The organism is Streptomyces sp. NPDC042201 (assembly GCF_055582185.1).
Window position 1 is genome coordinate 1 of record NZ_JBVJDS010000014.1, and the last position, 21,022, is coordinate 21,022.

19 protein-coding genes are annotated in these 21,022 nt (G+C 71.6%); 10 read left to right on the top strand and 9 right to left on the bottom strand.

Features of this window, described 5'->3' with window-relative positions; all coding sequences use genetic code 11:
- Nucleotides 1-611 precede the first annotated feature (611 nt).
- Nucleotides 612-3,749, bottom strand: a complete 3,138-nt coding sequence (gene ileS / locus ACZ6MZ_RS28655) for an isoleucine--tRNA ligase (RefSeq protein ID WP_469355405.1) — start codon at nucleotides 3,747-3,749, stop codon at nucleotides 612-614.
- Nucleotides 3,750-4,319: 570 nt separating this feature from the next.
- On the opposite strand from ileS, the gene ACZ6MZ_RS28660 reads away from it, so the two are divergent.
- The 5 genes from ACZ6MZ_RS28660 to ACZ6MZ_RS28680 all read left to right on the top strand — a co-directional run bounded on the left by ACZ6MZ_RS28660 (nucleotide 4,320) and on the right by ACZ6MZ_RS28680 (nucleotide 8,977).
- Entirely contained in the window at nucleotides 4,320-5,168 is an 849-nt protein-coding gene (locus ACZ6MZ_RS28660) for a TraR/DksA family transcriptional regulator (RefSeq protein ID WP_389786726.1), read from the top strand.
- A gap of 59 nt (nucleotides 5,169-5,227) precedes the next feature.
- Nucleotides 5,228-5,788: a signal peptidase II gene (gene lspA / locus ACZ6MZ_RS28665; protein ID WP_389786728.1), complete on the top strand. Its 561-nt coding sequence runs from the start codon at nucleotides 5,228-5,230 to the stop codon at nucleotides 5,786-5,788.
- 17 nt (nucleotides 5,789-5,805) lie between these two features.
- On the top strand, nucleotides 5,806-6,747 hold the full coding sequence (locus ACZ6MZ_RS28670; protein WP_384331526.1) for an RluA family pseudouridine synthase: 942 nt from the start codon (nucleotides 5,806-5,808) through the stop codon (nucleotides 6,745-6,747).
- The gene (locus tag ACZ6MZ_RS28675; RefSeq protein WP_469355227.1) at nucleotides 6,744-7,238 is read left to right on the top strand and encodes a GNAT family N-acetyltransferase; all 495 of its coding nucleotides are present in this window, start codon (nucleotides 6,744-6,746) and stop codon (nucleotides 7,236-7,238) included. Before ACZ6MZ_RS28670 ends, ACZ6MZ_RS28675 begins: the two co-directional genes overlap by 4 nt.
- Nucleotides 7,239-7,390: 152 nt before the next feature.
- A complete protein-coding gene (locus tag ACZ6MZ_RS28680) occupies nucleotides 7,391-8,977 on the top strand; it encodes a Na+/H+ antiporter (RefSeq protein ID WP_389943818.1) in 1,587 nt (528 codons plus the stop codon).
- Nucleotides 8,978-9,046: 69 nt separating this feature from the next.
- Here ACZ6MZ_RS28680 and ACZ6MZ_RS28685 read toward each other — a convergent pair whose 3' ends face one another.
- On the bottom strand, nucleotides 9,047-10,156 hold the full coding sequence (locus ACZ6MZ_RS28685; RefSeq protein ID WP_469355229.1) for a mechanosensitive ion channel family protein: 1,110 nt from the start codon (nucleotides 10,154-10,156) through the stop codon (nucleotides 9,047-9,049).
- A 45-nt stretch (nucleotides 10,157-10,201) separates the two neighbouring features.
- Between ACZ6MZ_RS28685 and ACZ6MZ_RS28690 the strand changes: the two genes are divergently transcribed.
- Nucleotides 10,202-10,771, top strand: coding sequence for a dienelactone hydrolase family protein (locus ACZ6MZ_RS28690; RefSeq protein WP_384193411.1), 570 nt, complete (start codon nucleotides 10,202-10,204; stop codon nucleotides 10,769-10,771).
- 89 nt (nucleotides 10,772-10,860) lie between these two features.
- On the opposite strand, the gene ACZ6MZ_RS28695 is transcribed toward ACZ6MZ_RS28690, so the two are convergent.
- From ACZ6MZ_RS28695 to ACZ6MZ_RS28710, 4 genes are all read right to left on the bottom strand, one after another.
- Nucleotides 10,861-11,676, bottom strand: coding sequence for a thioredoxin domain-containing protein (locus tag ACZ6MZ_RS28695; protein WP_469355231.1), 816 nt, complete (start codon nucleotides 11,674-11,676; stop codon nucleotides 10,861-10,863).
- 66 nt (nucleotides 11,677-11,742) lie between these two features.
- Nucleotides 11,743-12,426, bottom strand: a complete 684-nt coding sequence (locus tag ACZ6MZ_RS28700) for a hypothetical protein (RefSeq protein ID WP_384193405.1) — start codon at nucleotides 12,424-12,426, stop codon at nucleotides 11,743-11,745.
- Nucleotides 12,427-12,527: 101 nt separating this feature from the next.
- Nucleotides 12,528-13,871 (bottom strand): DUF2252 domain-containing protein, encoded by a 1,344-nt coding sequence (locus tag ACZ6MZ_RS28705; RefSeq protein WP_389786746.1) that lies wholly within the window; start codon nucleotides 13,869-13,871, stop codon nucleotides 12,528-12,530.
- A 206-nt stretch (nucleotides 13,872-14,077) separates the two neighbouring features.
- Complete coding sequence (locus tag ACZ6MZ_RS28710; protein ID WP_384193400.1) at nucleotides 14,078-14,254, bottom strand: hypothetical protein; 177 nt, start codon at nucleotides 14,252-14,254, stop codon at nucleotides 14,078-14,080.
- Nucleotides 14,255-14,494: 240 nt separating this feature from the next.
- Between ACZ6MZ_RS28710 and ACZ6MZ_RS28715 the strand changes: the two genes are divergently transcribed.
- The 4 genes from ACZ6MZ_RS28715 to ACZ6MZ_RS28730 all read left to right on the top strand — a co-directional run bounded on the left by ACZ6MZ_RS28715 (nucleotide 14,495) and on the right by ACZ6MZ_RS28730 (nucleotide 18,451).
- Nucleotides 14,495-15,751: an NYN domain-containing protein gene (locus tag ACZ6MZ_RS28715; protein ID WP_469355233.1), complete on the top strand. Its 1,257-nt coding sequence runs from the start codon at nucleotides 14,495-14,497 to the stop codon at nucleotides 15,749-15,751.
- An 88-nt stretch (nucleotides 15,752-15,839) separates the two neighbouring features.
- Nucleotides 15,840-16,811, top strand: coding sequence for an ABC transporter ATP-binding protein (locus ACZ6MZ_RS28720; protein ID WP_389786910.1), 972 nt, complete (start codon nucleotides 15,840-15,842; stop codon nucleotides 16,809-16,811).
- 100 nt (nucleotides 16,812-16,911) lie between these two features.
- A complete protein-coding gene (locus ACZ6MZ_RS28725; RefSeq protein WP_389786751.1) occupies nucleotides 16,912-17,742 on the top strand; it encodes an ABC transporter permease in 831 nt (276 codons plus the stop codon).
- Nucleotides 17,743-17,776: 34 nt separating this feature from the next.
- Complete coding sequence (locus ACZ6MZ_RS28730) at nucleotides 17,777-18,451, top strand: DUF2567 domain-containing protein (protein WP_389786754.1); 675 nt, start codon at nucleotides 17,777-17,779, stop codon at nucleotides 18,449-18,451.
- 74 nt (nucleotides 18,452-18,525) lie between these two features.
- Here ACZ6MZ_RS28730 and ybaK read toward each other — a convergent pair whose 3' ends face one another.
- From ybaK to ACZ6MZ_RS28745, 3 genes are read right to left on the bottom strand one after another with little or no spacing between them, the layout of a single operon-like run.
- The gene (ybaK, locus tag ACZ6MZ_RS28735) at nucleotides 18,526-19,029 is read right to left on the bottom strand and encodes a Cys-tRNA(Pro) deacylase (protein ID WP_469355235.1); all 504 of its coding nucleotides are present in this window, start codon (nucleotides 19,027-19,029) and stop codon (nucleotides 18,526-18,528) included.
- Between the two features lie 17 nt (nucleotides 19,030-19,046).
- Nucleotides 19,047-19,787: an LON peptidase substrate-binding domain-containing protein gene (locus ACZ6MZ_RS28740; RefSeq protein ID WP_469355237.1), complete on the bottom strand. Its 741-nt coding sequence runs from the start codon at nucleotides 19,785-19,787 to the stop codon at nucleotides 19,047-19,049.
- A 5-nt stretch (nucleotides 19,788-19,792) separates the two neighbouring features.
- Nucleotides 19,793-20,821, bottom strand: a complete 1,029-nt coding sequence (locus tag ACZ6MZ_RS28745; protein ID WP_389786759.1) for a hypothetical protein — start codon at nucleotides 20,819-20,821, stop codon at nucleotides 19,793-19,795.
- Between the last annotated feature and the right edge of the window lie 201 nt (nucleotides 20,822-21,022).

Genomic DNA, 21,022 nt, shown 5'->3' on the forward strand with positions numbered 1-21,022 from the left:
ACGCTCGGCTGGGAAACCCCAGCCGAGCGCCTGCAAAAACTACTCGCGGCCCGATCAGACCAACCACGTGTTGCAACAACCCCTAGAAACCGCCGGCCGGCCCGGGGCTTTCGGCCACGGACCCCGGCACGGCTCGGGGTTGGGCCCTGGGGCCGTGGGTCCTGGGGCTTCGCCCACGGTCCTCGGCCGGGCTGGCCTGGGGCTTCCGCCCCGGCCCCCGGCACGGCTCGTGCCCGGGCCCCGGGGCCGCGTGTGCCGGGGCTTCGCCCCCGGCCCCCGGCTGGGCCGACCTGGGGCTTTCGCCCCTGGCTCCCGGAACGGGGCGCGGCGGCCCGGCTCCGGTGGTGCCGGGGCTCCGCCCACGGGTCACGCCACGGACCCCGGCACGGCTCGGGGTTGAGCCCTGGGGCCGTGGGTCCTGGGGCTTCGCCCACGGATCCCGGTCGGGTCGGCCTGGGGCTTTCGCCCCGGACCGCAGGAATGGCTCAGGGCTGAGCCCTGGGGTTGTGGGTGTCGGGCTGGCCCGGGGTTTCGCCTCGGGCTCCCGGAACGCAGCGCGGCGGCCCGGCTCCGGGGGGCCGGGGCCGGGCCGTTGGGGGTGGGGGGTGGGGTCAGGCTTTGCGGAGGCGGAATGTGAGGGACAGGCCCTCGTCCGTGAAGGGGGTGCCGTACGAGTCGTCCGCTTCGCCCGTGGCGAAGTCCAGGGCGAGGACCTCGTCGGTGATCAGGCCGGCGTGTTCGGTCAGGGCTCGTGCCGTCTCGGGGGTCTGTGCCGTCCAGCGCACGGCGATGCGGTCCGCTACGTCCAGGCCGCTGTTCTTGCGGGCCTCCTGGATCAGCCGGATCGCGTCACGCGCCAGGCCCGCGAGCCGCAGCTCCGGGGTGATCTCCAGATCCAGGGCGACCGTCGCACCGGAGTCGGAGGCGACCGACCAGCCCTCGCGCGGGGTCTCCGTGATGATCACCTCGTCCGGGGCGAGCGAGACCGGCTCGCCGTCCACGGTGACCGAGGCCGTGCCGTCGCGCAGGGCGGCGGACAGGGCCGCCGCGTCCGCGTCGGCGACCGCCTTGGCCACCGCCTGGACGCCCTTGCCGAAACGCTTGCCCAGCGCCCGGAAGTTCGCCTTGGCCGTCGTGTCGACGAGCGAGCCGCCGACCTCGGAGAGCGTCGCCAGGGAGGAGACGTTGAGCTCCTCCGTGATCTGGGCGCGCAGCTCGGGGGAGAGGGTCTCGAAGCCCGTCGCCGCGATCAGCGCGCGGGACAGCGGCTGGCGGGTCTTCACGCCCGACTCGGCCCGCGTCGCGCGGCCCAGCTCGACCAGCCGCCGTACCAGCGTCATCTGCTGGGAGAGCGCCGGGTCGATCGCCGCGAGATCGGCCTCGGGCCAGCCGGCCAGGTGCACCGACTCCGGCGCGTCCGGCGTCACCGGCACGACCATGTCCTGCCAGACCCGCTCCGTGATGAACGGGGTCAGCGGGGCCATCAGCCGCGTGACGGTCTCGACCACGTCGTGCAGGGTCCGCAGCGCCGCCTTGTCGCCCTGCCAGAAGCGGCGGCGCGAGCGGCGGACGTACCAGTTGGACAGATCGTCGACGAAGGCCGAGAGCAGCTTGCCGGTGCGCTGGGTGTCGTACGTCTCCATGGCCTGCGTGGTCTGGTCGACCAGCGCGTGCAGCTCGCTCAGCAGCCAGCGGTCGAGCAGCGGCCGGTCGGCCGGCGCCGGATCCGCCTCGCTCGGCGCCCAGCCCGACGTACGGGCGTACAGGGCCTGGAAGGCCACCGTGTTCCAGTACGTCAGCAGCGTCTTGCGGACGACCTCCTGGATCGTGCCGTTGCCGACCCGGCGGGCCGCCCACGGTGAGCCGCCGGCCGCCATGAACCAGCGGACCGCGTCCGCGCCGTGCTGGTCCATGAGCGGGATCGGCTGAAGGATGTTGCCCAGGTGCTTGGACATCTTCCGGCCGTCCTCGGCGAGGATGTGGCCGAGGCAGACCACGTTCTCGTACGACGACTTGTCGAAGACCAGCGTGCCGACGGCCATCAGCGTGTAGAACCAGCCGCGCGTCTGGTCGATCGCCTCCGAGATGAACTGCGCCGGGTAGCGCTTCTCGAACAGGTCCTTGTTCTTGTACGGATAGCCCCACTGCGCGAACGGCATCGAGCCCGAGTCGTACCAGGCGTCGATGACCTCGGGGACGCGCGTCGCCGTCCGCCCGCAGTCGGGGCAGCCGAACGTGACCTCGTCGATGTAGGGGCGGTGCGGATCCAGCGCGGACTGGTCGGTGCCCGTCAGCTCGCTCAGCTCGGCGCGCGAGCCTACGCAGGTCAGGTGGTTGTCCTCGCAGCGCCAGATGGGCAGCGGGGTGCCCCAGTAGCGGTTGCGGGAGAGCGCCCAGTCGACGTTGTTGTTCAGCCAGTCGCCGTACCGGCCGTGCTTGACCGAGTCGGGGAACCAGTTGGTCTTCTCGTTCTCTTCGAGCAGCCGGTCCTTGATGGCCGTCGTACGGATGTACCAGGACGGCTGCGCGTAGTAGAGGAGCGCGGTGTGGCAGCGCCAGCAGTGCGGATAGCTGTGCTCGTACGGAACGTGGCGGAACAGCAGCCCGCGCGCCTTGAGGTCCTCCGTCAGCGCCTCGTCGGCCTTCTTGAAGAAGACACCGCCGACCAGCGGGACGTCCTCCTCGAAGGTGCCGTCGGGGCGGACCGGGTTCACGACCGGCAGACCGTAGGCGCGGCAGACCTTGAGGTCGTCCTCGCCGAAGGCCGGGGACTGGTGGACCAGGCCCGTACCGTCCTCCGTCGTGACGTACTCCGCGTTGACGACGTAGTGCGCCTCCGTGGGGAAGTCGACCAGCGCGAAGGGGCGGTCGTACGTCCAGCGCTCCATCTCGCGGCCGGTGAAGGACTCCCCGGTCGGCTCCCAGCCCTCGCCCAGCGCCTTCTCCAGCAGCGGCCGCGCGACGACGAGCTTCTCCTCGCCGTTCGTCGCGACCACATAGGTGACCTCGGGGTGCGCGGCGACGGCGGTGTTCGAGACGAGCGTCCAGGGGGTGGTCGTCCAGACCAGCAGCGCCGCCTCGCCCGCGAGCGGGCCCGAGGTCAGCGGGAAGCGGACGAAGACCGAGGGGTCGATGATCGTCTCGTACCCCTGCGCCAGCTCGTGGTCCGAGAGGCCGGTCTGGTCACGCGGGCACCAGGGCGCCACGCGGTAGTCCTGGACCAGCAGGCCCTTGTTGAAGATCTCCTTCAGCGACCACCAGACGGACTCGACGTACTCCGGGTCCATCGTGCGGTACGCGTCGTCCAGGTCGACCCAGTACCCCATGCGGGTCGTCAGCTCGGCGAAGGCGTCGGTGTGCCGGGTGACGGACTCACGGCACCTGGCGTTGAACTCGGCGATGCCGTACGCCTCGATGTCCTTCTTGCCGGTGAACCCCAGCTCCTTTTCCACGGCCAGCTCGACCGGCAGGCCGTGGCAGTCCCAGCCGGCCTTGCGGGCGACGTGGTAGCCCCGCATGGTGCGGAAGCGCGGGAAGACGTCCTTGAAGACGCGGGCCTCGATGTGGTGCGCGCCCGGCATACCGTTGGCGGTGGGCGGGCCCTCGTAGAAGACCCACTCCGGGCGGCCCTCGGACTGTTCGAGGCTCTTGTCGAAGACCTTGCTCTCGCGCCAGAAGTCGAGCACGGCGTGCTCCAGTGCGGGCAGGTCGACCTGGGCGGGCACCTGGCGGTACTGCGGCGGTGTCACGGGTGTCATGGGGCGCTTCCTCCGGCGGAACTGTGGCAACTCCGTCGGAGGGACGAGAGCTGCGCTCCCGCGGTACCACCCTCCTTGGCCCCGGGCGTGTGCCGCCCGCGGCCCCCTCATTGGGGTCGCGCTGCCGGTTCTACTCGCTCCGGGATCTACCGGGGCTTTCTTCCGGCGGCTCCGGGGTGATGCTTCACCTCGCGCTCTGCCCCCGGGCTCTCACCGTCCCCGGGTCGCTCATGGCCGCGTACGACGCTACTCGTCCCCATCCACGCCTCTCGCTGGCCCCAGTGTACGGGGCCGTGCGGTGCCCGGCCGACCGGTTTTCGCGGGGGTGGCGTACGGCCGAGCGTATGACCCGAACGGTTAGACCGGCCCCCGCGGACTTCGCGGCCGGCCCGGCGGCGGATTACCGGGCGGGTAGCTGGGCACAACGGATGCAGGCTTGTCTCGCTCACGGCACGGGGAGGGCCGAAACGGCCGCGTGCCCCGTTGCCGCGTGGCTGGGGTCGATTTATCGTCCCAGCACGATTCGCGAGCAGGATCACCATATGTGAAGGGGCCGCGGCCATGGTGGCGAAGAAGACCGCCGCGAAGACCACATCCGCGGGAAAACCCGCGGGAAAGTCCGCGGCGGCGAAGAAGACACCAGCGAAGAAAGCACCAGCGAAGAAGGCACCGGCGAAGACGTCAGCGAAGACGTCGGCGCAGCAGCCGGCGAAGACATCGGCGAAGAAGACGCCCGTGACGAAGACGCCCGGGAAGAAGACAGCGGCGCACGGGGCACCGGCACCGCACGCACCGGCGAAGAAGGCGGCTGCGAAGAGGGCGCCGGCGAGCAGGGCACCTGCGAAAAGGGCCGCGTCCGCGGCCGAGGGGGCGGCTCAGGCCGCGGAACAGACGGGAGCCAAGACGGTGGCAGCGAAGAAGACCGCGGACGGCAGGAGCACAGCGGCGGGCAAGGGCGCCGCGGCGGCCGCGACGGCGCTCGTCACGGCGAGCGCGGCCGCCGCGACTCCCCCCGGGGAGCTCGCGGTACGGCCGGGCGAGGACCCCTGGACGCCGGAAGAGGTCGCCGCGGCGCGGGCCGAGCTGACCGGCGAGATCGCCCGGCTGAACGCCGAGATCACCTCGTCGGAGGCGGCCCTCGTCGGGCTGATGCGGGACTCCGGGGACGGCGCCGGCGACGACGACGCGGACACCGGCACCAAGAACATCACGCGGGAGCACGAGATGGCGCTCGCCGCCAACGCCCGCGAGATGCTGGAACAGACCGAGCGGGCGCTCCAGCGGCTCGACGCGGGCACGTACGGACTCTGCGAGATCTGCGGCGAGCCCATCGGCAAGGCCAGGATGCAGGCGTTCCCGCGGGCCACGCTCTGTGTGGAGGACAAGCAGAAGCAGGAACGTCGAGGCTGAACGCGTACAGGTGTGCCGTACCCTCGTCCTCAGTCAGGCACCTAGGGTTGAGGAATCACGTGGCAGAGGCGGAGCACGGCATCGGTATGCCGGATGTTGACGACGAGGCTGCGGCTCCCGCCGAGCAGTCCAGGGGCAAGCGCAGGATCCTCGCGCTCTTCACCGTCGCCGTCGTGGCGTATCTGCTGGACCTGGGCAGCAAGATGCTCGTGGTGGCCAAGCTGGAGCACCACGAGCCGATCGAGGTCATCGGCGATCTGCTGAGGTTCGAGGCGATCAGGAACGCGGGCGCCGCGTTCGGCATCGGCGAGGCGTTCACGGTGATCTTCACGTGCATCGCCGCGACCGTGATCATCGTGATCGCCCGGCTGGCGCGCAAGCTCTACAGCCTGCCCTGGGCCATCGCGCTCGGCCTGCTGCTCGGCGGTGCGCTCGGCAATCTCACCGACCGGATCTTCCGTGCCCCCGGGGTCTTCCGGGGCGCCGTCGTCGACTTCATCGCGCCCACGCACTTCGCGGTCTTCAATCTCGCCGACTCCGCGATCGTCTGCGGCGGCATCCTCATCGTGCTGCTGTCGTTCCGGGGGCTGGACCCCGACGGGACTGTCCACAAGGACTGACAAGGCATACTCGACGGGTGAGCTTTCCCGAGATCAGAACGCTGCCCGTGCCCGATGGCCTGGAGGGCGAGCGCGTCGACGCCGCCATAGCCCGTATGTTCGGGTTCTCCCGTACGAAGGCGGCCGAGCTGGCCGCCACCGGGAAGGTCCAGGTCGACGGCGCCGTCGTCGGGAAGTCCGAGCGGGTGAACGGCGGGGCCTGGCTCGAGGTGGAGATGCCCGCGGCGGCCGCGCCCGTACAGATCGTGGCCGAGCCCGTCGAGGGCATGGAGATCGTGCACGACGACGACGACATCGTGGTGATCGTCAAGCCGGTCGGCGTCGCCGCGCACCCCAGCCCCGGCTGGACCGGCACGACAGTCATCGGCGGGCTGGCCGCCGCCGGCTACCGCATCTCGACCTCCGGCGCGGCCGAGCGGCAGGGCATCGTGCACCGGCTGGACGTCGGTACCTCGGGGCTGATGGTCGTGGCCAAGTCGGAGCGCGCGTACACCCTGCTCAAGGCGCAGTTCCGGGACCGGATCGTCGACAAGCGCTACCACGCGCTGGTGCAGGGGCACCCGGATCCGATGAGCGGGACCATCGACGCCCCCATCGGCCGCCATCCCAACCACGACTACAAGTGGGCGGTCATCGCGGAGGGCAAGGCGTCGGTCACGCACTATGACCTGATCGAGGCGTTCCGGTCGGCCTCCCTGCTGGACATCAAGCTGGAGACGGGCCGTACGCATCAGATCCGGGTGCACATGTCGGCCCACCGGCATCCGTGCGTCGGCGATCTCACGTACGGCGCCGATCCGACGCTGTCCAAGCGGCTGGGGCTGACCCGGCAGTGGCTGCACGCGGTGCGCCTCGGCTTCGAGCACCCGTCGGACGGGCAGTGGGTGGAGTTCTCCAGCACGTACCCGGACGATCTGCAGGGCGCGCTGGACAAGGTCAGGGCGGAGAGCAACGTATGAGCACGGCGACCGGGGCCGGGGGCGGCGAGAGCGGCTACGCGATACGGGTCGCGACGGATCCGGCGGACATCGAGGCGTGCTTCGCGGTCCGCAAGGAGGTCTTCGTCGTCGAGCAGCAGGTGCCCGAGGACCTCGAGTACGACGGCCGGGACGGCGACGCGGTCCAGGTGCTGGCCGTCCGCGACGACGGGCTGCCGCTCGGCACCGGGCGGCTGCTGTACGGACCGGGCGCGGCCGACAGGACCGGCGGGGACCTGAGCGTCGGTTCGCTGGGACGGCTGGCGGTCGGCAGGGCGGCCCGTGGCAGGGGCGTCGGCGCGGCGCTGGTGCGCGCCATCGAGGACGCGGCGCGCGAGCGCGGTCTCGCGGCGGTGGATCTGCACGCGCAGTCGCACGCGCTGGGCTTCTACGAGCGGCTGGGATACGAGGCGTACGGCCCCGAGTTCCTGGACGCGGACATGCCGCACCGGTCGATGCGGCGGGCGCTGTAGCCGGACCGCCTGACGGACCGTCCCCACCGGCTGCCCCCACCGGCTGCCCCCACCGGCCGACCCCCCTGGCCGGATTCGCACCGGGCGCGTGGCAGGCTTTAGCCCTTGATCACCGACTGCCGTCGAGGCATTCGACCGCCGGAGGGCGCACCGTGGACCAGTTGGCGCTGCTGCTCGTGCTGTTGCTCGGGGCGCTGGTCACGGTGCCGCTCGGGGAGCGCCTCAAACTGCCCTCGCCGGTGCTGATGACCCTGGTGGGGATCGTCCTGGCGCTGCTGCCGTTCGTACCGAACGTCCAGGTGCCGCCGGGCCTGATCCTTCCGCTGTTGCTGCCACCCCTGCTGTACGCCGCCGTGCAGCGCACCTCCTGGCGGCAGTTCGCGGCCAACAAACGCCCCATCTTCCTGCTCGCGGTCGCGCTGGTGTTCGTGACGATGGCGGCGGTGGCCGCCGTGGCCAACTCCATCGTCCCCGGCCTGCCGATCGCCGCCGCGGTCGCGCTGGGCGCGCTCGTCGCCCCGCCCGACCCGGTGGCCGCGACGGCCGTCGCCGGATCCCTCGGGCTGCCCAGACGGCTGGTCTCGATCCTGGAGGGCGAGGGGCTCTTCAACGATGTCACCGCGATCGTGCTCTACCACGTGGCCATCGCCGCGGCCGTCAGCGGAACGTTCTCCTGGCCGCAGGCGGCCGGACAGCTCGTCCTGTCCGCGGTGGTGGCCGTGGCGGTCGGGCTCGCGCTCGGCTGGCTCTCCAACAAGCTGATGTCGCTGCTCGGGGACGCGACGCTGCAGATCGGCCTGTCGCTCCTGGTGCCGTTCGCCAGCTATGTGCTGGCTGAGGAGCTGTACGGCTCGGGCGTGCTCGCCGTCCTCACCACCGCGCTCTTTCTCGCCGAGCACACGGCGGACGCCGACGACGTCATGGGCCGGCTCGCGGGGAACTCCTTCTGGCAGATCGTCGACACGCTCGTGACCGGTGTCGCCTTCGGCCTCATCGGCCTGGAACTCCACAACGCCTTCGGCGCGGCCAGCGGCCGGGCGGCGGAGATGCTCGGCTGGGGCGCGGCGGTCGTCGGGGTCGTCGTCGGCGTACGGCTGCTGTATCTGATGCCGGCGACCTGGCTGGCCAAGCGGATGCACACGCTCCGCGACTACGACGAGGAGATCCCGGTCAGCTGGCGCGAGACCGTGGTGATGTGGTGGTCGGGGATGCGCGGGGTGGCCTCGGTCGCGCTGGCGCTGGCGATCCCGCTGAAGACCGACAGCGGGGAGCCGTTCCCCGGCCGCGACGAGATCATCTTCATCGCCTTCGCGGTCATCGTGAGCACGCTGGTGATCCAGGGCCTGACCCTGCCCTGGCTGGTACGGAAACTCGGCGTCCGGGCCGACACGGACGCCGAACGCGAGCTGGAACACTCGCTCGCCGTCCGCGCGGCGAAGGCGGCCAGGCGGCGGCTCAAGGAGATCGAGGACGTCGAGGAACTGCCGGAGGACATCAGCGAGCGGCTGCTGCGCGGGGCGTTCGACATCGGGGTGCGGATCAGCCCCGACCTGATCGACGACGAGCGGCGCGAGTGGGCCACCAAGCGGGCGGACCGGGTCAGGACCGTCCAGCGCATCCAGCGCGAGATGATGTCGGCGGCCCGCCACGAGGTCCTCGCGGCCCGCAGCGAACCGGGCGCCGACCCCGAAGTGGTGGACCGCGTCCTGCGCCACCTGGACGTGCACAGCATGCGCTGAGGCCCGCCGGGCCTCAGGGGCCCGCCGGGACGTGGGGCCCGGCGAGCGCTGCGGCCCGGCGGCCCGGTGTCAGCCGCGGCCGGTACGGGCGTGGTCGCTGTCCTCCTCGGCACCGTCCGACGGGCGTTGGCCGTTCCTCCGCAGGACCGGGGCGGCAGCCGTCGCGATCCTCGGCAGGGCGTACGGATGCCATTCGGACAGCCACGCCAGCATCTGTTCCCGTACCGCGCAGCGGGCCGTCCAGATGTCGTCCGCGTCCTTGGCCGTGACCACCGCCCGCACCTCCATCGTGCTCGGGGTGGTGTCGGTGACCGCCAGGCTCCAGTCGCGGCCGTCCCAGGCCGCGCAGTCCAGCAGGATCTCGTGCAGCCTCTCGCGCATCAGCCGCACCGGCGCCGAGTGATCCAGCTGGAAGAAGACCGTGCCGGTCATCTGGACACCGCCGCGCGACCAGTTCTCGAACGGCTTGCTGGTGAAGTACGACACCGGCATCGTGATGCGCCGCTCGTCCCAGGTCCGTACGGCGAGGAAGGTGAGCGTGACCTCGTCGATCACGCCCCACTCGCCGCCCACCACCACCGTGTCGCCGAGCCGCACCATGTCGCCGAAGGCGATCTGGAAGCCCGCGAAGAGATTGCCGAGCGTGGACTGCGCGGCGACACCGGCGACGATGCCGATGATGCCCGCGGAGGCCAGCATCGACGTGCCGATGGTCCGCAGATCGGGGAAGGTGAGCAGGATCGCGGCGACCGCCACCACCACGACGACCGCGGTCACGATCCGCATGATCAGCGTCACTTGGGTACGGACCCGGCGCAGCCGGGCCGGGTCGCGGGTCGAGGTCGCGTAGCGGGCGTACGTCGACTCCACCGCGGCGGACACGATCCGCACCACCAGCCAGGCACCGGCTCCGATGAGCACCAGCGACAGCGCCTGGCCGATCCGGTCCTGGTGGTCCTCGATGATCCGCCACCGGGTGGCGCGGAACGTGCCGCGCAACAGCGCGGTGAGCAGGACCACTTGCAGCGGCAGCCGGCAGCGGCGCAGCAGGCCCCAGAGCGGGGTCTCGGGATGGCGGTCGTCCGCGCGGCGCAGCAGCAGGTCGACGGTCCAGCCGAGCACCAGCGTGAGCAGGACCGAGCCACCAAGCACGGTCAGTGGGCGCAGTACGTTCTCCATTGGCTCCCTCGACGGTTCCTGTGAGCGGGCTGGCAGGATGGCCGGATGGACATCATGCTTTTCCATTCGGTCCACGGTCTGCGCCCGGCGGTGCACGCGGCCGCCGACCGGCTGCGTGCCGCCGGGCACGAGGTGCGCGTGCCCGACCTCTTCGACGGACAAACCGCTGGCACCGTCGAGGACGGCATGGCGCTGAAGGAGAAGATCGGCAAGGAGGAGCTGCTGCGGCGCGCTGTCCTGGCCGCCGCGCCGTACTCCGAACGCGGCCTGGTGTACGCGGGTTTCTCGTTCGGCGGCTCTGTCGCGCAGAACCTGGCGCTGGGCGACGAGAAGGCCCGCGGGCTGCTGCTGATGCACGGCACGTCCGACATCGCGGAGAACGCGGCCGTCGACGAGCTGCCCGTACAGCTGCATGTGGCGGACCCCGACCCGTTCGAGTCGCACGACTGGCTGACCGCCTGGTATCTGCGGATGCGGCAGGCGGGGGCCGATGTGGAGATCTACCGCTATCCGGGGGCCGGGCATCTCTACACCGACCCGGATCTGCCGGACTACGACGCGGCCGCCGCCGAGGAGACCTGGCGGACCGCGCTCGCCTTCATCGCGTCGCTCTGAGCGGCGTCACCGCACAGGCTGAGCGGCGTCACCGCACGGGACGGCGACGGGCGGGCGGGACCGGGGAGGGTCCGCCCGCCCGTCCGCTGTCAGCCCTTGAGGGCCTTGGTGACCGCGGAGTTGAACTCCGCCACCGTCATGGGCGGGTTCTCCGTGCCCTCAGCGGTGAGCGCCTTGCCGTCCATCCTGAACGCCGGAGTGCCCTGGACACCGCTCTTGTCGAAGGCGGCGGACATCTTCATCGCCCAGGCGTCGTACGTGCCGTCCCGTACGTCCTGCTGGAACGCCGTGTTGCCCTTGAGCGCGTTCACCGAGTCGGCCACCTGGATCAGATAGCTGTCCTCGGCGAACTTGTCGCTGCTCTCCTCCGGGTGGAACTTCGCCGAGTAGAGCGCGGTCTTGTACTGGAGGAAGGCCTCGGGGCTCACATTGAGCGCCGCACCCAGCGCGGAGAGGGCGTTCTTCGATCCCGTGCCGTTGTCGGAGTTGTCGATGAAGGTCGCGCCGACGTACTTGATCTTGAACGTGCCGGCGTCGAGGCCGTTCTGGACCGTCTCGCCGACCGTCTGCTCGAAGCTCGCGCAGACCGGGCAGCGGGAGTCCTCGTACACCTCCAGCGTCTTCTTGGCGTCCGCCTTGCCGAGGACGACGGTCGTGCCGTTGGTGCCCTCGGTGTTCTTCGGGGCGACGACGCTCTTCTCGTCCTTCATCGCTTCCCAGTGCGAGGGCTTGTTGCTCTGGACGACGGCGAAGCCCACGCCGCCGGCTATCGCGAGGACCACGACGGCCGAGCCCAGGACGACGAGCTGACGGCGGACCCTGTCCTTCTTCGCCTGCCGCTCACGCTCCTGGCGCACCCGCTCGCGGGCGGCCGACTTGCTGGACTGATTGTTGCGTGCGCTCATGATGATTCACTCCGTGTGAGGACGTACTGCCGCTGACGCGGGGGACGGGGGGCGTGGCCGCTCGGCTCAGAGAGAGCTGAGCGCGAGGCCGGGAGGCCCCCGCCGTCCTACGGAGTGCACAAGAAGACGCGTACGGGACGGGCGCGGACGGCCCGCCGGGCACACCGCGCGGCGTACGGCCCCGCGGACCGTCCCCGCCACGGTGGCCGCGATCAGCAGCGGCCGGAACGCGAACGCGGCCACGGCCAGCACCAGACCGGACAGCGCGGCCTCGCCGCGCCGCAGCCAGAGTGCGGCGAGCAGCCCGATGGAGACATGGGCGGCCAGCAGCAGCCAGGGCAGGGCCGGGTCGGGGGAATGCAGCAGAGTGACGGCGGCGGACTCGGGAGAGACCACCCCGGGCAGCGGCGCACCGACGGCGCCCCCGCACAGGAGGTCGAAGCCGACCGAGCGCAGCGACCCCGCGACGGGGCCGCCCGCCGGGCCGTAACAGACCTGCTGGCCGCTGGTGAAGACGGTGTCCGCGGCCAGTTCGAGCGGGACGAGTAGAGCGGCGATCCGCCAGAAGCCGCGCTCGCGGCCCCCCGCCGCGTAGGCGACGAGGAACACCGCGGCACTGAGCGCGGCGACGACGGACAGCGGCAGCGGGGCCTGGGACAGCAGCACATGGGAGCCCGCGGACAGCGTCACGACCAGTGCCGTGAACAGTGCTGCCCGCGCCGCCCTGAGCCGCGTCCCTGATATGTCCATCGTCGCCGAGTGTGCCATGGGCCCCTGTAAGCGGTCCCTAAAGACCGCGCGGGCCTTAGATCACCGGACCTGCGTTACCCGGGCCCTGCGTCGTCCGGGCCTTACCCCGCCAGCCGTCCGTTGCGGAACAGGTCGACGAAGATCTGGTGATCCGCCCTGGCCCTGGCCCCGTACGCGTGCGCGAACTCCACCAGCAGCTCGCTGAAACCGTCCTCGTCGGCGGCGATGGCCGCGTCGATCGCCCGCTCCGTGGAGAACGGCACCAGCGAGTGGCCGCTCTCGTCGTCCGCCGCCGAGTGCATCGTGGCCGTGGCCCGGCCGAGGTCGGCGACGACCGCCGCGATCTCCTCCGGGTCGTCGAGATCCGACCAGTCCAGATCCACGGCGTACGGCGAGACCTCCGCCACCAGCTGGCCGCCCCCGTCCAGCTCGGTCCAGCCCAGCCACGGATCGGCGTGGGCCTGGAGCGCCCGCTGCGAGATCACCGTGCGGTGGCCCTCGTGCTGGAAGTACTCCCGCGCGGCGCGGTCGGTGATGTGCCGCGAGACCGCCGGGACCTGCGCCTGCTTCATGTAGATCACGACATCGTTCTCCAGGGCGTCGCTGTTGCCCTCCAGAAGGATGTTGTACGAGGGCAGCCCCGCGGACCCGATGCCGATGCCGCGCCGTCCGACGACATCCTTCACGCGGTACGAGTCGGGGCGGGCCAGGCTGGATTCGGGGAGGGTCTCCAGATAGCCGTCGAAGGCCGCGAGGATCTTGTACCGGGTGGCCGCGTCCAGCTCGATGGAGCCGCCGCCCGGTGCGAAGCGCCGCTCGTACTCACGGATCTCGGTCATCGAGTCGAGCAGCCCGAAGCGGGTCAGCGAGCGGGCCGAGCGCAGCGCGGCGAGCAGCGGGCCCTGGGCGGTGTCCAGGGTGAAGGGCGGCACCTCGTCGTTCTTGGCGCCGGTGGCCAGCGCGTGGATCCGCTCGCGGTAGGCGCCGGCGTAGATCTCCACCAGCTCGGTGATCTGTTCGTCGCTGAGGGCCTTGGTGTAGCCGACCAGGGCGAGGGAGGCGGCGAAGCGCTTCAGGTCCCAGGTGAAGGGGCCGATGTACGCCTCGTCGAAGTCGTTGACGTTGAAGATCAGCCGGCCGTTGGCATCCATGTAGGTGCCGAAGTTCTCCGCGTGCAGATCGCCGTGGATCCACACCCGGCCGGTGCGCTCGTCGAGGAACGGGCCGCCGATGCCGCTCCCGGCACGCTCCCGCTCCAGGTCGTGGTAGAAGAGGGCCGCCGTGCCCCGGTAGAAGGCGAACGCGGAGGCCGCCATTTTCCGGAACTTGACCTGGAAGGCTGCTGGATCGCCCGCCAGGAGCTCACCGAACGCGGTGTCGAAAACGGCGAGGATCTCCTCGCCGCGCTGTTGGTCAGCTGCTTCAACGGGTCGCGGGACCGACATCGCTGGGTGCCTCCTGGTGCATGACAATCGGGTTGGATCTGGGACGGAATGGACCTGCTCGCCCCTCGGACGAGGCCGCGGCGCCGTCAGAAGGGGCAACGCACGACGCTACCCGCGAGTGCCCGCCCGCTGTCAGTCCCGACACGAGTTGAGGGGCACACCCGGTAACGGGCGTGCCCCTCGCGCGTTCTGTGGAACGTGGCGCGTCAGTTGTGGCCGAAGCGCTTCTGCCGTCCCTTGTGGGTGGGGTCCGTCGGCTGGATCTTCGCCTGCATCTGCTCCGACTCGGATTCCATCGACGAGGACTTCGCCTCCTCGGCACCGCGCTCGGCCGCTGACCGGGCCTGTTGCTTGGTGCGATCTCGGTTCTTGTTCTTGGCCATGATGTGCCTCCCGCGGGGTTTTAGGGGCTAGGCCGTGTTTCAGACTCACATAACGTGCGAAAAGTCGCATTTTGGATCATTGCCGTGTGTAGCGGCGGCTCGTCGACGGGCCGGCCGGTCATACGCCACGCCGATGATCGAGTTCCGGACGTCAAGCCTCTTGCGGTCGGGCAGACTCGAAGGAAACCCGCAGTAACTCCCGATCTCCCGATCTCCAGATCCCGAGGTTCCCGAAAGAAGGTGGAACACGTGGACCGCTGCGTCGTCCTGGTGGACGCCGGCTATCTGCTGGGCGCCGCCGCGAGTCTCCTCGCCGGAGAGCCGGCCCGTTCCCGCATCACCGTCGACCACGCCGCCCTGATCCAGGGCCTGCGTGAGCGGGCCGAGGCCGATACGGAACAGCCGCTGCTCCGTATCTACTGGTTCGACGGCGCCCCCGACCGGGTTCCTCAGCCCGAGCACCGGCGGCTGCGCGTCATGCCGCGCGTCACCGTCAGGCTCGGGGCGCTCACCCGCAGCGACGGGCGCTGGGCGCAGAAAGGCGTCGACGCGGCCATGCACGCGGAGCTGACCGAACTGGCCAGAAATCGCGCCTGCTCCGATGTCGTGCTGGTGACGGGCGACGGTGACCTGCTGCCCGGTCTGATGTCCGCCAAGGAACACGGCGTCGCCGTCCATCTCTGGGCGGTACAGGCCGCGGACGGCGACTACAACCAGTCCGAGGACCTGGTCGCCGAGGCCGACGAGCGCCGTGTCCTCGACCGGGCCTGGATCACCAAGGCCGTACACGCCAAGGACCTGGGCGGTATCTGCGCGCCCTCGCCGGCTCCCCGCCCCGAGATCGCGGCGATCCTCTCCGCGCCGCTGCCCGAGTCGGCGCTCGCCGCGTCGGCGGAGCGCGCGGCCGAAGCCCAGCCCGCCGGCGGGCAGAACGGCTCGGCGGCCGCGCCACCGGAGCACGGCTCCGAACCCCACCACCCCTCCTCCCCGGGCACCAAGGGCGTCCCCACCCCCAAGGACCTGGCGGGCCTGCGCGGCCCCGGCACCCCGCCGCCCTCCCCGCCCCCGGCGAACGCGACGCTGCGCTGGTCCTCCGACAAGGGATGGGTCGAGCGCCCCGGCGGCGGCACGGCGGGCGAGCCGCCCGAGACGGCCTCCCTGCCGACGCTGGCCCAGCTCACCAGCGCGGAGCAGCGCTGGGCCGACCGCGAGGAGGACATCACCACGGTCGGCGGCGACCCCTTCGAGGTGGGGCAGGTGTTCGCCCGCCGCTGGATGGAACGGCTGCCGGACGCGAGCCATGTGCAGAAACTGTCCGTGATGTATCCGCGCGTTCCGCACCGCATCGACGGGGAACTGCTGCGGTACGCGGCGCGCTTCGGGCTGCTGGCCCACAAGGACGACCAGATCGACGAGCACGACCGCTATGCGATCCGGGCCGGTTTCTGGCGCGAGATCGACGTCCGCGCCGCGGCGGACCAGGCCCGCCCTCTGTAGAGCGCGCGCAGGTCGTAAGACCCTGCCGTGGCCGCCCCCGGGGCGGTGGCGGCTCGTGGACCACGTAAGGTCGTTCATCGTGAGTACGGTGTGTGTGGTGCGCGATCTGGTCAAGACGTACCCCGCCGCGCGCGGCAGGCGCGGGGCCCCCGCCACCTCGGCGGTACGGGCCACCGACGGGATCTCGCTCGATGTGCGGCGCGGCGAGATCTTCGGTCTGCTCGGGCCCAACGGAGCGGGCAAGTCCACCCTCGTACGGCAGCTCACCGGACTGATGCGGCCCGACTCCGGCAGTGTCGAGGTGCTGGGGCACGATCTGGTGCGCCATCCCGAACGGGCCTCCCGGCTCATCGGCTATCTCGGCCAGGAATCCACCGCGCTCGACGAACTGACCGTCGCGCTCGCCGCGGAGACCACCGGCCGGCTGCGCGGGCTCGCGCTCCGGGCGGCGCGGGCCGAGCGGGACGCGGTCCTTGCCGAGCTGGGGCTCACCGAGATCGCGGGACGCCCGCTGAAGAAGCTCTCCGGCGGCCAGCGGCGGCTGGCCTGCTTCGCCGCCACGCTGGTGGGGACGCGGTCCGTACTCGTGCTCGACGAGCCCACCACCGGCATGGACCCCGTCGCACGCCGCGCGGTGTGGGCGGCCGTGGACCGGCGGCGGGCCGAGCACGGCGCGACCGTACTGCTCGTCACCCACAACGTCATCGAGGCCGAGACCGTACTCGACCGGGTCGCCGTGCTGGAGCGCGGCAAGGTCATCGCCTGTGACACGCCGTCCGGGCTCAAGCAGCAGGTCGCCGGCGAGGTCCGGGTCGAGCTGGTGTGGCGCGAACGCGCCCCGCTCGATGTGCCCGAGGTCGCGGCGCTGCGCGGATCCGCCCAGGAGTCCGGGCGGCGGTGGGTACTGCGGCTCGCACCGGACGAGGCACGCGCGGCCGTCGCTGCGGTGACCGGCGGCGCGGCCTTCGCGGCGCTGGACGACTTCACGCTGGCCACCCCCAGCCTGGAGGACGTGTATCTGGCGCTCGGCGGACAGACGAAAGGGCTGGTGAAGGCGTGACCGGCGGCCCCGTGACAGGGTGGAGCCCGCCGGCGGCCGGTATGTCCCGCCGCGTCGCGGTCCGCACCCGTACGCCCGTACCGAACAGGAGCAGCGCCAGGTGAGCATCGTGCCGGTGGAGGCCGTGTCCGGGAGAGTCCGGACCGCGGGAGAGACGCCCGCCGAGGCGGACGCCCCCGCGCCCCTCGCGCCCCGGGCGCGGCTGCTGCCGTCGCTCGCCGCCGTGTACCGCGCCCAGCTGTCCCGGGCCCGCGTCGCCCGGATCCCGCTGCTCTTCGTGGCGACCTTCCAGTCCGTCGGGATCATGATCCTGATGCGGGGGGTGGTCGACGGAGGCGCCGAGGCGCGGGCGGTCGTCGCCGGGTCGAGTGTGCTCGTCGTCGCGTTCGTGGCGCTCAATCTGCTCGCCCAGTACTTCGGCCAGCTGCGGGCGAGCGGCGGACTCGACCACTACGCCACCCTGCCCGTGCCCCCCGCGGCGGTGGTGCTGGGCGCGGCCGGCGCGTACGCCTCCTTCACGGTGCCGGGCACCGCGGTCACGGCGGTCGTCGGCAGCGTGCTCTTCCAACTGCCCCTGACGCATCTCTGGGTGCTGGTCGCGGTCATTCCGCTGGCCGGCGCGGCCCTCGCCGGCCTCGGCGCGGCGCTCGGCCTGCTCGCGCCCCGCCAGGAGCTGGCCACTCTGCTGGGCCAGCTGGGGATGTCCGCGGCGCTGCTGCTGGGCGTGCTGCCTGCGGACCGGCTGCCGGGGCCGATCACGTACGCGCGCGACCTGCTGCCCTCGACGTACGGGGTCGAGGCCCTGGCCCGTACCTTCGACGCGCATCCCGACTGGCCGGCCGTCGCGCTCGACCTCGCGGTGTGCGCGGGCGTCGGCGTTTTCTCGCTGGCGGTCGCCACCTGGGCGTACCGGCGGGCGGCGGTCCGGTGAGGCACCCCCCGGCCGGGCCTGGCACGATGGCGGAGTGACCGCACCTCTGACGCCTCCCCACCAGCCGCCGCACGACGATCCCTGGCAGACACCACCGGCCGGGGACTCGCCCTATTCCTGGGCCGAAGCGGAGGAAGGGCCCGATATGAAGACCGAAGCGCGGCAGGCCGCCGTGGTGATGGTGGCCGTCGCGGTGTCGGGTCTGCTGCTCGGGCTGCTGTGGCTGTGGCTGGCGCCGCGTATCCCGCTGATCTCGGACGACACGGCGGTCTTCCTCAAGGACACGGAGAGCGAGGAGGCGATCGGCGCGGACGGTACGTTCGCGCTGCTGGCGCTCGCCTTCGGCGCGGTCAGCGCGGCGCTGGTCTTCCTGTTCCACCGGCGCGGCGGCATCGGGCTGGTGATCGGCCTGGCCCTGGGCGGACTGCTGGGCGCGGTGCTGGCCTGGCAGCTCGGCGGCTGGTTCGGCCCCACGTCGGACGTGGTGGCGCACGCCAGGGCGGCCGGCAAGGGCGTCACCTTCGACGCGCCGCTCGAACTGAACGCGAAGGGCGCGCTGCTGGCGTGGCCGGTCGCCGCGATGGTGGTCCACCTGGCCCTGACGGCCCTGTTCGGCCCCCGCGACCCGGAGCCGACGGGGGAGTGGGGCGCGGCGTACGGCCCCGCGCGGAGCGAGGACAGCCAGGCCTGGGGCGGCCCCGAGAAGTAGGACTGCCCGTCCCGGCCCGCCCGATCGGCCCTAGGTCGGGCCCGCGAAGATCGACCGGACAGGGCCTGGCCGCGTCAGGCGCGGCCGATCGGGGCCAGGACCGCCGCGGTGAGCGTGGTCAGATCGGTCGGGGACAGCTCGACCTCCAGGCCGCGGCGGCCCGCCGAGACACAGATCGTCGGATGGGCCCCCGCCGAGGCGTCCAGTACGGTGCGCAGCCGCTTGCGCTGGCCGAGCGGTGAGATACCGCCCCGGACATAGCCCGTCGTACGCTCCGCCGCCGCGGGGTCCGCCATCGACGCCCGCTTGCCGCCGACCGCCGCCGCGAGGGCCTTGAGGTCCAGTGAGCCGGCGACCGGGACGACGGCCACGGTCAGTTCGCCGTCGACGTCCGCGACCAGGGTCTTGAAGACCCGGTCGGGGGAGACCCCGAGCGCCTGCGCCGCCTCCTCGCCGTAGGAGGGCGACGCGGGGTCGTGTTCGTACGCGTGCAGGGTGTACGCCGTGCCCGCGGCGGTCAGCGCGACCGTGGCCGGTGTGCCTCCCGACTGCTGCTGCTTTTTGGGCTTCTTCGCCAAGGCGCCTGTTCCTCGCGTCAGTTGGGGCTGATCGGCGTCAGGGTCAGATCCCCGCCGGGCAGCGAGGGCAGATGACGGATGACCGCGGTCTCGGCCCGCAGCAGCTTCAGCTCCTCGCGCAGCCGGGCCGCCATGTCCGGGGCTTCCAGCAGCCGCTGCTTCGTCGGGGTGTCGAGCACGGCCGCCGCGGCGACCAGATACGACACCACCGAGGGCTCGTCCGGCAGTTCGTCGCTCGTGGAGAGCGAGCGCTCGCGCGCCCCGGCCAGCCGCTTCTGGTAGTTCAGGAAGGCGCGCAGCACCCCTTCGGCGAGGGTGTTCGCGCCGTCTCCCTTCTCCTCGGGAAGCTCTTCGAGCTCGGCTGTCAGATAGGGGCCGCTCGCGTCGACCGAGAGCAGCTTGACCCGGGTGGTGCCGGTGGCCACCACCTCGAAACTGCCGTCAGGGCGTTCGCGGATCGTGGCCGCGTCCGCGACGCAGCCCACCGGGTGGAAGGCTTCGAGGGGGTCGGTGCCGAAGCCGGCGGCGGGGCCGCGGTCGGCGGCGGCCGTCGGGGCGGGCAGCCCGGGCGCGGTCGTCGCGGTTTCGTGCCCGTCGCGGATGGCGACCACGGCGAAGCGGCGTGGCTCGGATTCATCCGTCTTGAGCAGCTCGCGCATCATCGCGCGATAGCGCTCCTCGAAGACGTTGAGGGGCAGGACGAGGCCTGGGAACAGCACCGCGTTCAGCGGGAAAAGAGGGAGGCGTGCGGTGGTCACAACGGTCAAGCGTAATGGCCGCGGGGCCCTCTCCGGTCTGCCCGGTTCCGCAAAGGCATCGCGGAGGCCACCTGGATCCTCACGCCGTCCCGTGTTTCGAGGAACTGACCCAGCGGATCGTCGGTGAAACAGGTCCACGGGAAGGAGGTCGCGTACGGTCCGATCAGCCGGAACTGTTCCAGTGCGGAGCTCCAGCGCCCCCGCCTGACCAGGACGTACGCCAGCAGGTTGCGTACCTCGGCCGGCCAGGCGTCGCCCGCTTCGTACTCGGCGGAGACGGCGACGGCCAGATCCGCGGCCGCGTCGATCCTGTCCCCCTGGACGGGGGTGGGATCGCCGCTCAGCAACTGGGTGAAGGCGGCCCGCACGGGCAGCGCCCGCACCAGCGATCCCGGCAGGGCGTCGTGCGCCGCCTGCTCGGCGAAGTCGAAGCACTCACGGTGCGAGCCGTACCACTGCGCCGAGAGGTACTGGAGGGCCGCCACATGGCAGCCGTAGTGGTGCGAGGAGCGGCGCACGGCCTGCTCCCACAGCGACTCGAAGGCGGTGTGCGAGGCGTGTGTGCCGCGCGCGTGGTCGAGCGCGATGCGCCAGGGCACCGGATCGCGCGGATCGCCCGCGGCCGCGGCGTCGATCAGCGGGCCCGTCTCCCGCAGCCGCTCGGCGCGGGCCGGTGACTCCCAGGCTCTGCGGACGGCCAGTTCCGCGCTGACGAGGAGCGCGTCCGGATCGCTGGGGGCGCCACGCAGCCAGGCGGCCAGCCAGGCGTCACGGCCGTGGGCGAACGCGGCGAGCCGCCGCACATAGCGGTCGCGATTCTCCCACTCGGCCGATTCCCGCGTGGTCGCCAGCAGCTTCGCCGCCTGCTCGTACTCGCCGAGAGCGGCGGAAACCAGCGCGGGGGCGAGCCGGCGGTCGGGGGCGTCGAGCAGCACCGCGTCGTCCGGCGGCAGCCCGGCGGCGAGCTGCGGGGTGTGCCGGACCATACGCGCGGTGCTGATCAGGGCGCGAAGCAATGACATGGTGCGGACCATTGAAAACCGCAGGTCGCGGACGCGCCAGTGGGCAGCTGTGAAGCTTTCGCATCAGGAGGAAAGGTTGTACCTCCGGAAGTCAAGAGAAGGCAAAGATGCCGGCGAGTGAGCCGAAGGGGCGCGCCGCTGTCGAAAGGGAGAGCGCGCACAGGCCCCGAGGTACGAGGGGTCGAGCACGGTCGACCGTCGACAGTGGCTTAA

What these genes read in the sequence shown, in the direction of transcription:
- ACZ6MZ_RS28660 (WP_389786726.1), top strand. Translation starts at nt 4,320, where the DNA reads ATGGTGGCGAAGAAGACCGCCGCGAAGACCACATCCGCGGGAAAACCC.
- ACZ6MZ_RS28675 (WP_469355227.1), top strand. Translation starts at nt 6,744, where the DNA reads ATGAGCACGGCGACCGGGGCCGGGGGCGGCGAGAGCGGCTACGCGATA.
- ACZ6MZ_RS28685 (WP_469355229.1), bottom strand. Translation starts at nt 10,156, where the DNA reads ATGGAGAACGTACTGCGCCCACTGACCGTGCTTGGTGGCTCGGTCCTG.
- ACZ6MZ_RS28690 (WP_384193411.1), top strand. Translation starts at nt 10,202, where the DNA reads ATGGACATCATGCTTTTCCATTCGGTCCACGGTCTGCGCCCGGCGGTG.
- ACZ6MZ_RS28695 (WP_469355231.1), bottom strand. Translation starts at nt 11,676, where the DNA reads ATGAGCGCACGCAACAATCAGTCCAGCAAGTCGGCCGCCCGCGAGCGG.
- ACZ6MZ_RS28700 (WP_384193405.1), bottom strand. Translation starts at nt 12,426, where the DNA reads ATGGACATATCAGGGACGCGGCTCAGGGCGGCGCGGGCAGCACTGTTC.
- ACZ6MZ_RS28705 (WP_389786746.1), bottom strand. Translation starts at nt 13,871, where the DNA reads ATGTCGGTCCCGCGACCCGTTGAAGCAGCTGACCAACAGCGCGGCGAG.
- ACZ6MZ_RS28710 (WP_384193400.1), bottom strand. Translation starts at nt 14,254, where the DNA reads ATGGCCAAGAACAAGAACCGAGATCGCACCAAGCAACAGGCCCGGTCA.
- ACZ6MZ_RS28745 (WP_389786759.1), bottom strand. Translation starts at nt 20,821, where the DNA reads ATGGTCCGCACCATGTCATTGCTTCGCGCCCTGATCAGCACCGCGCGT.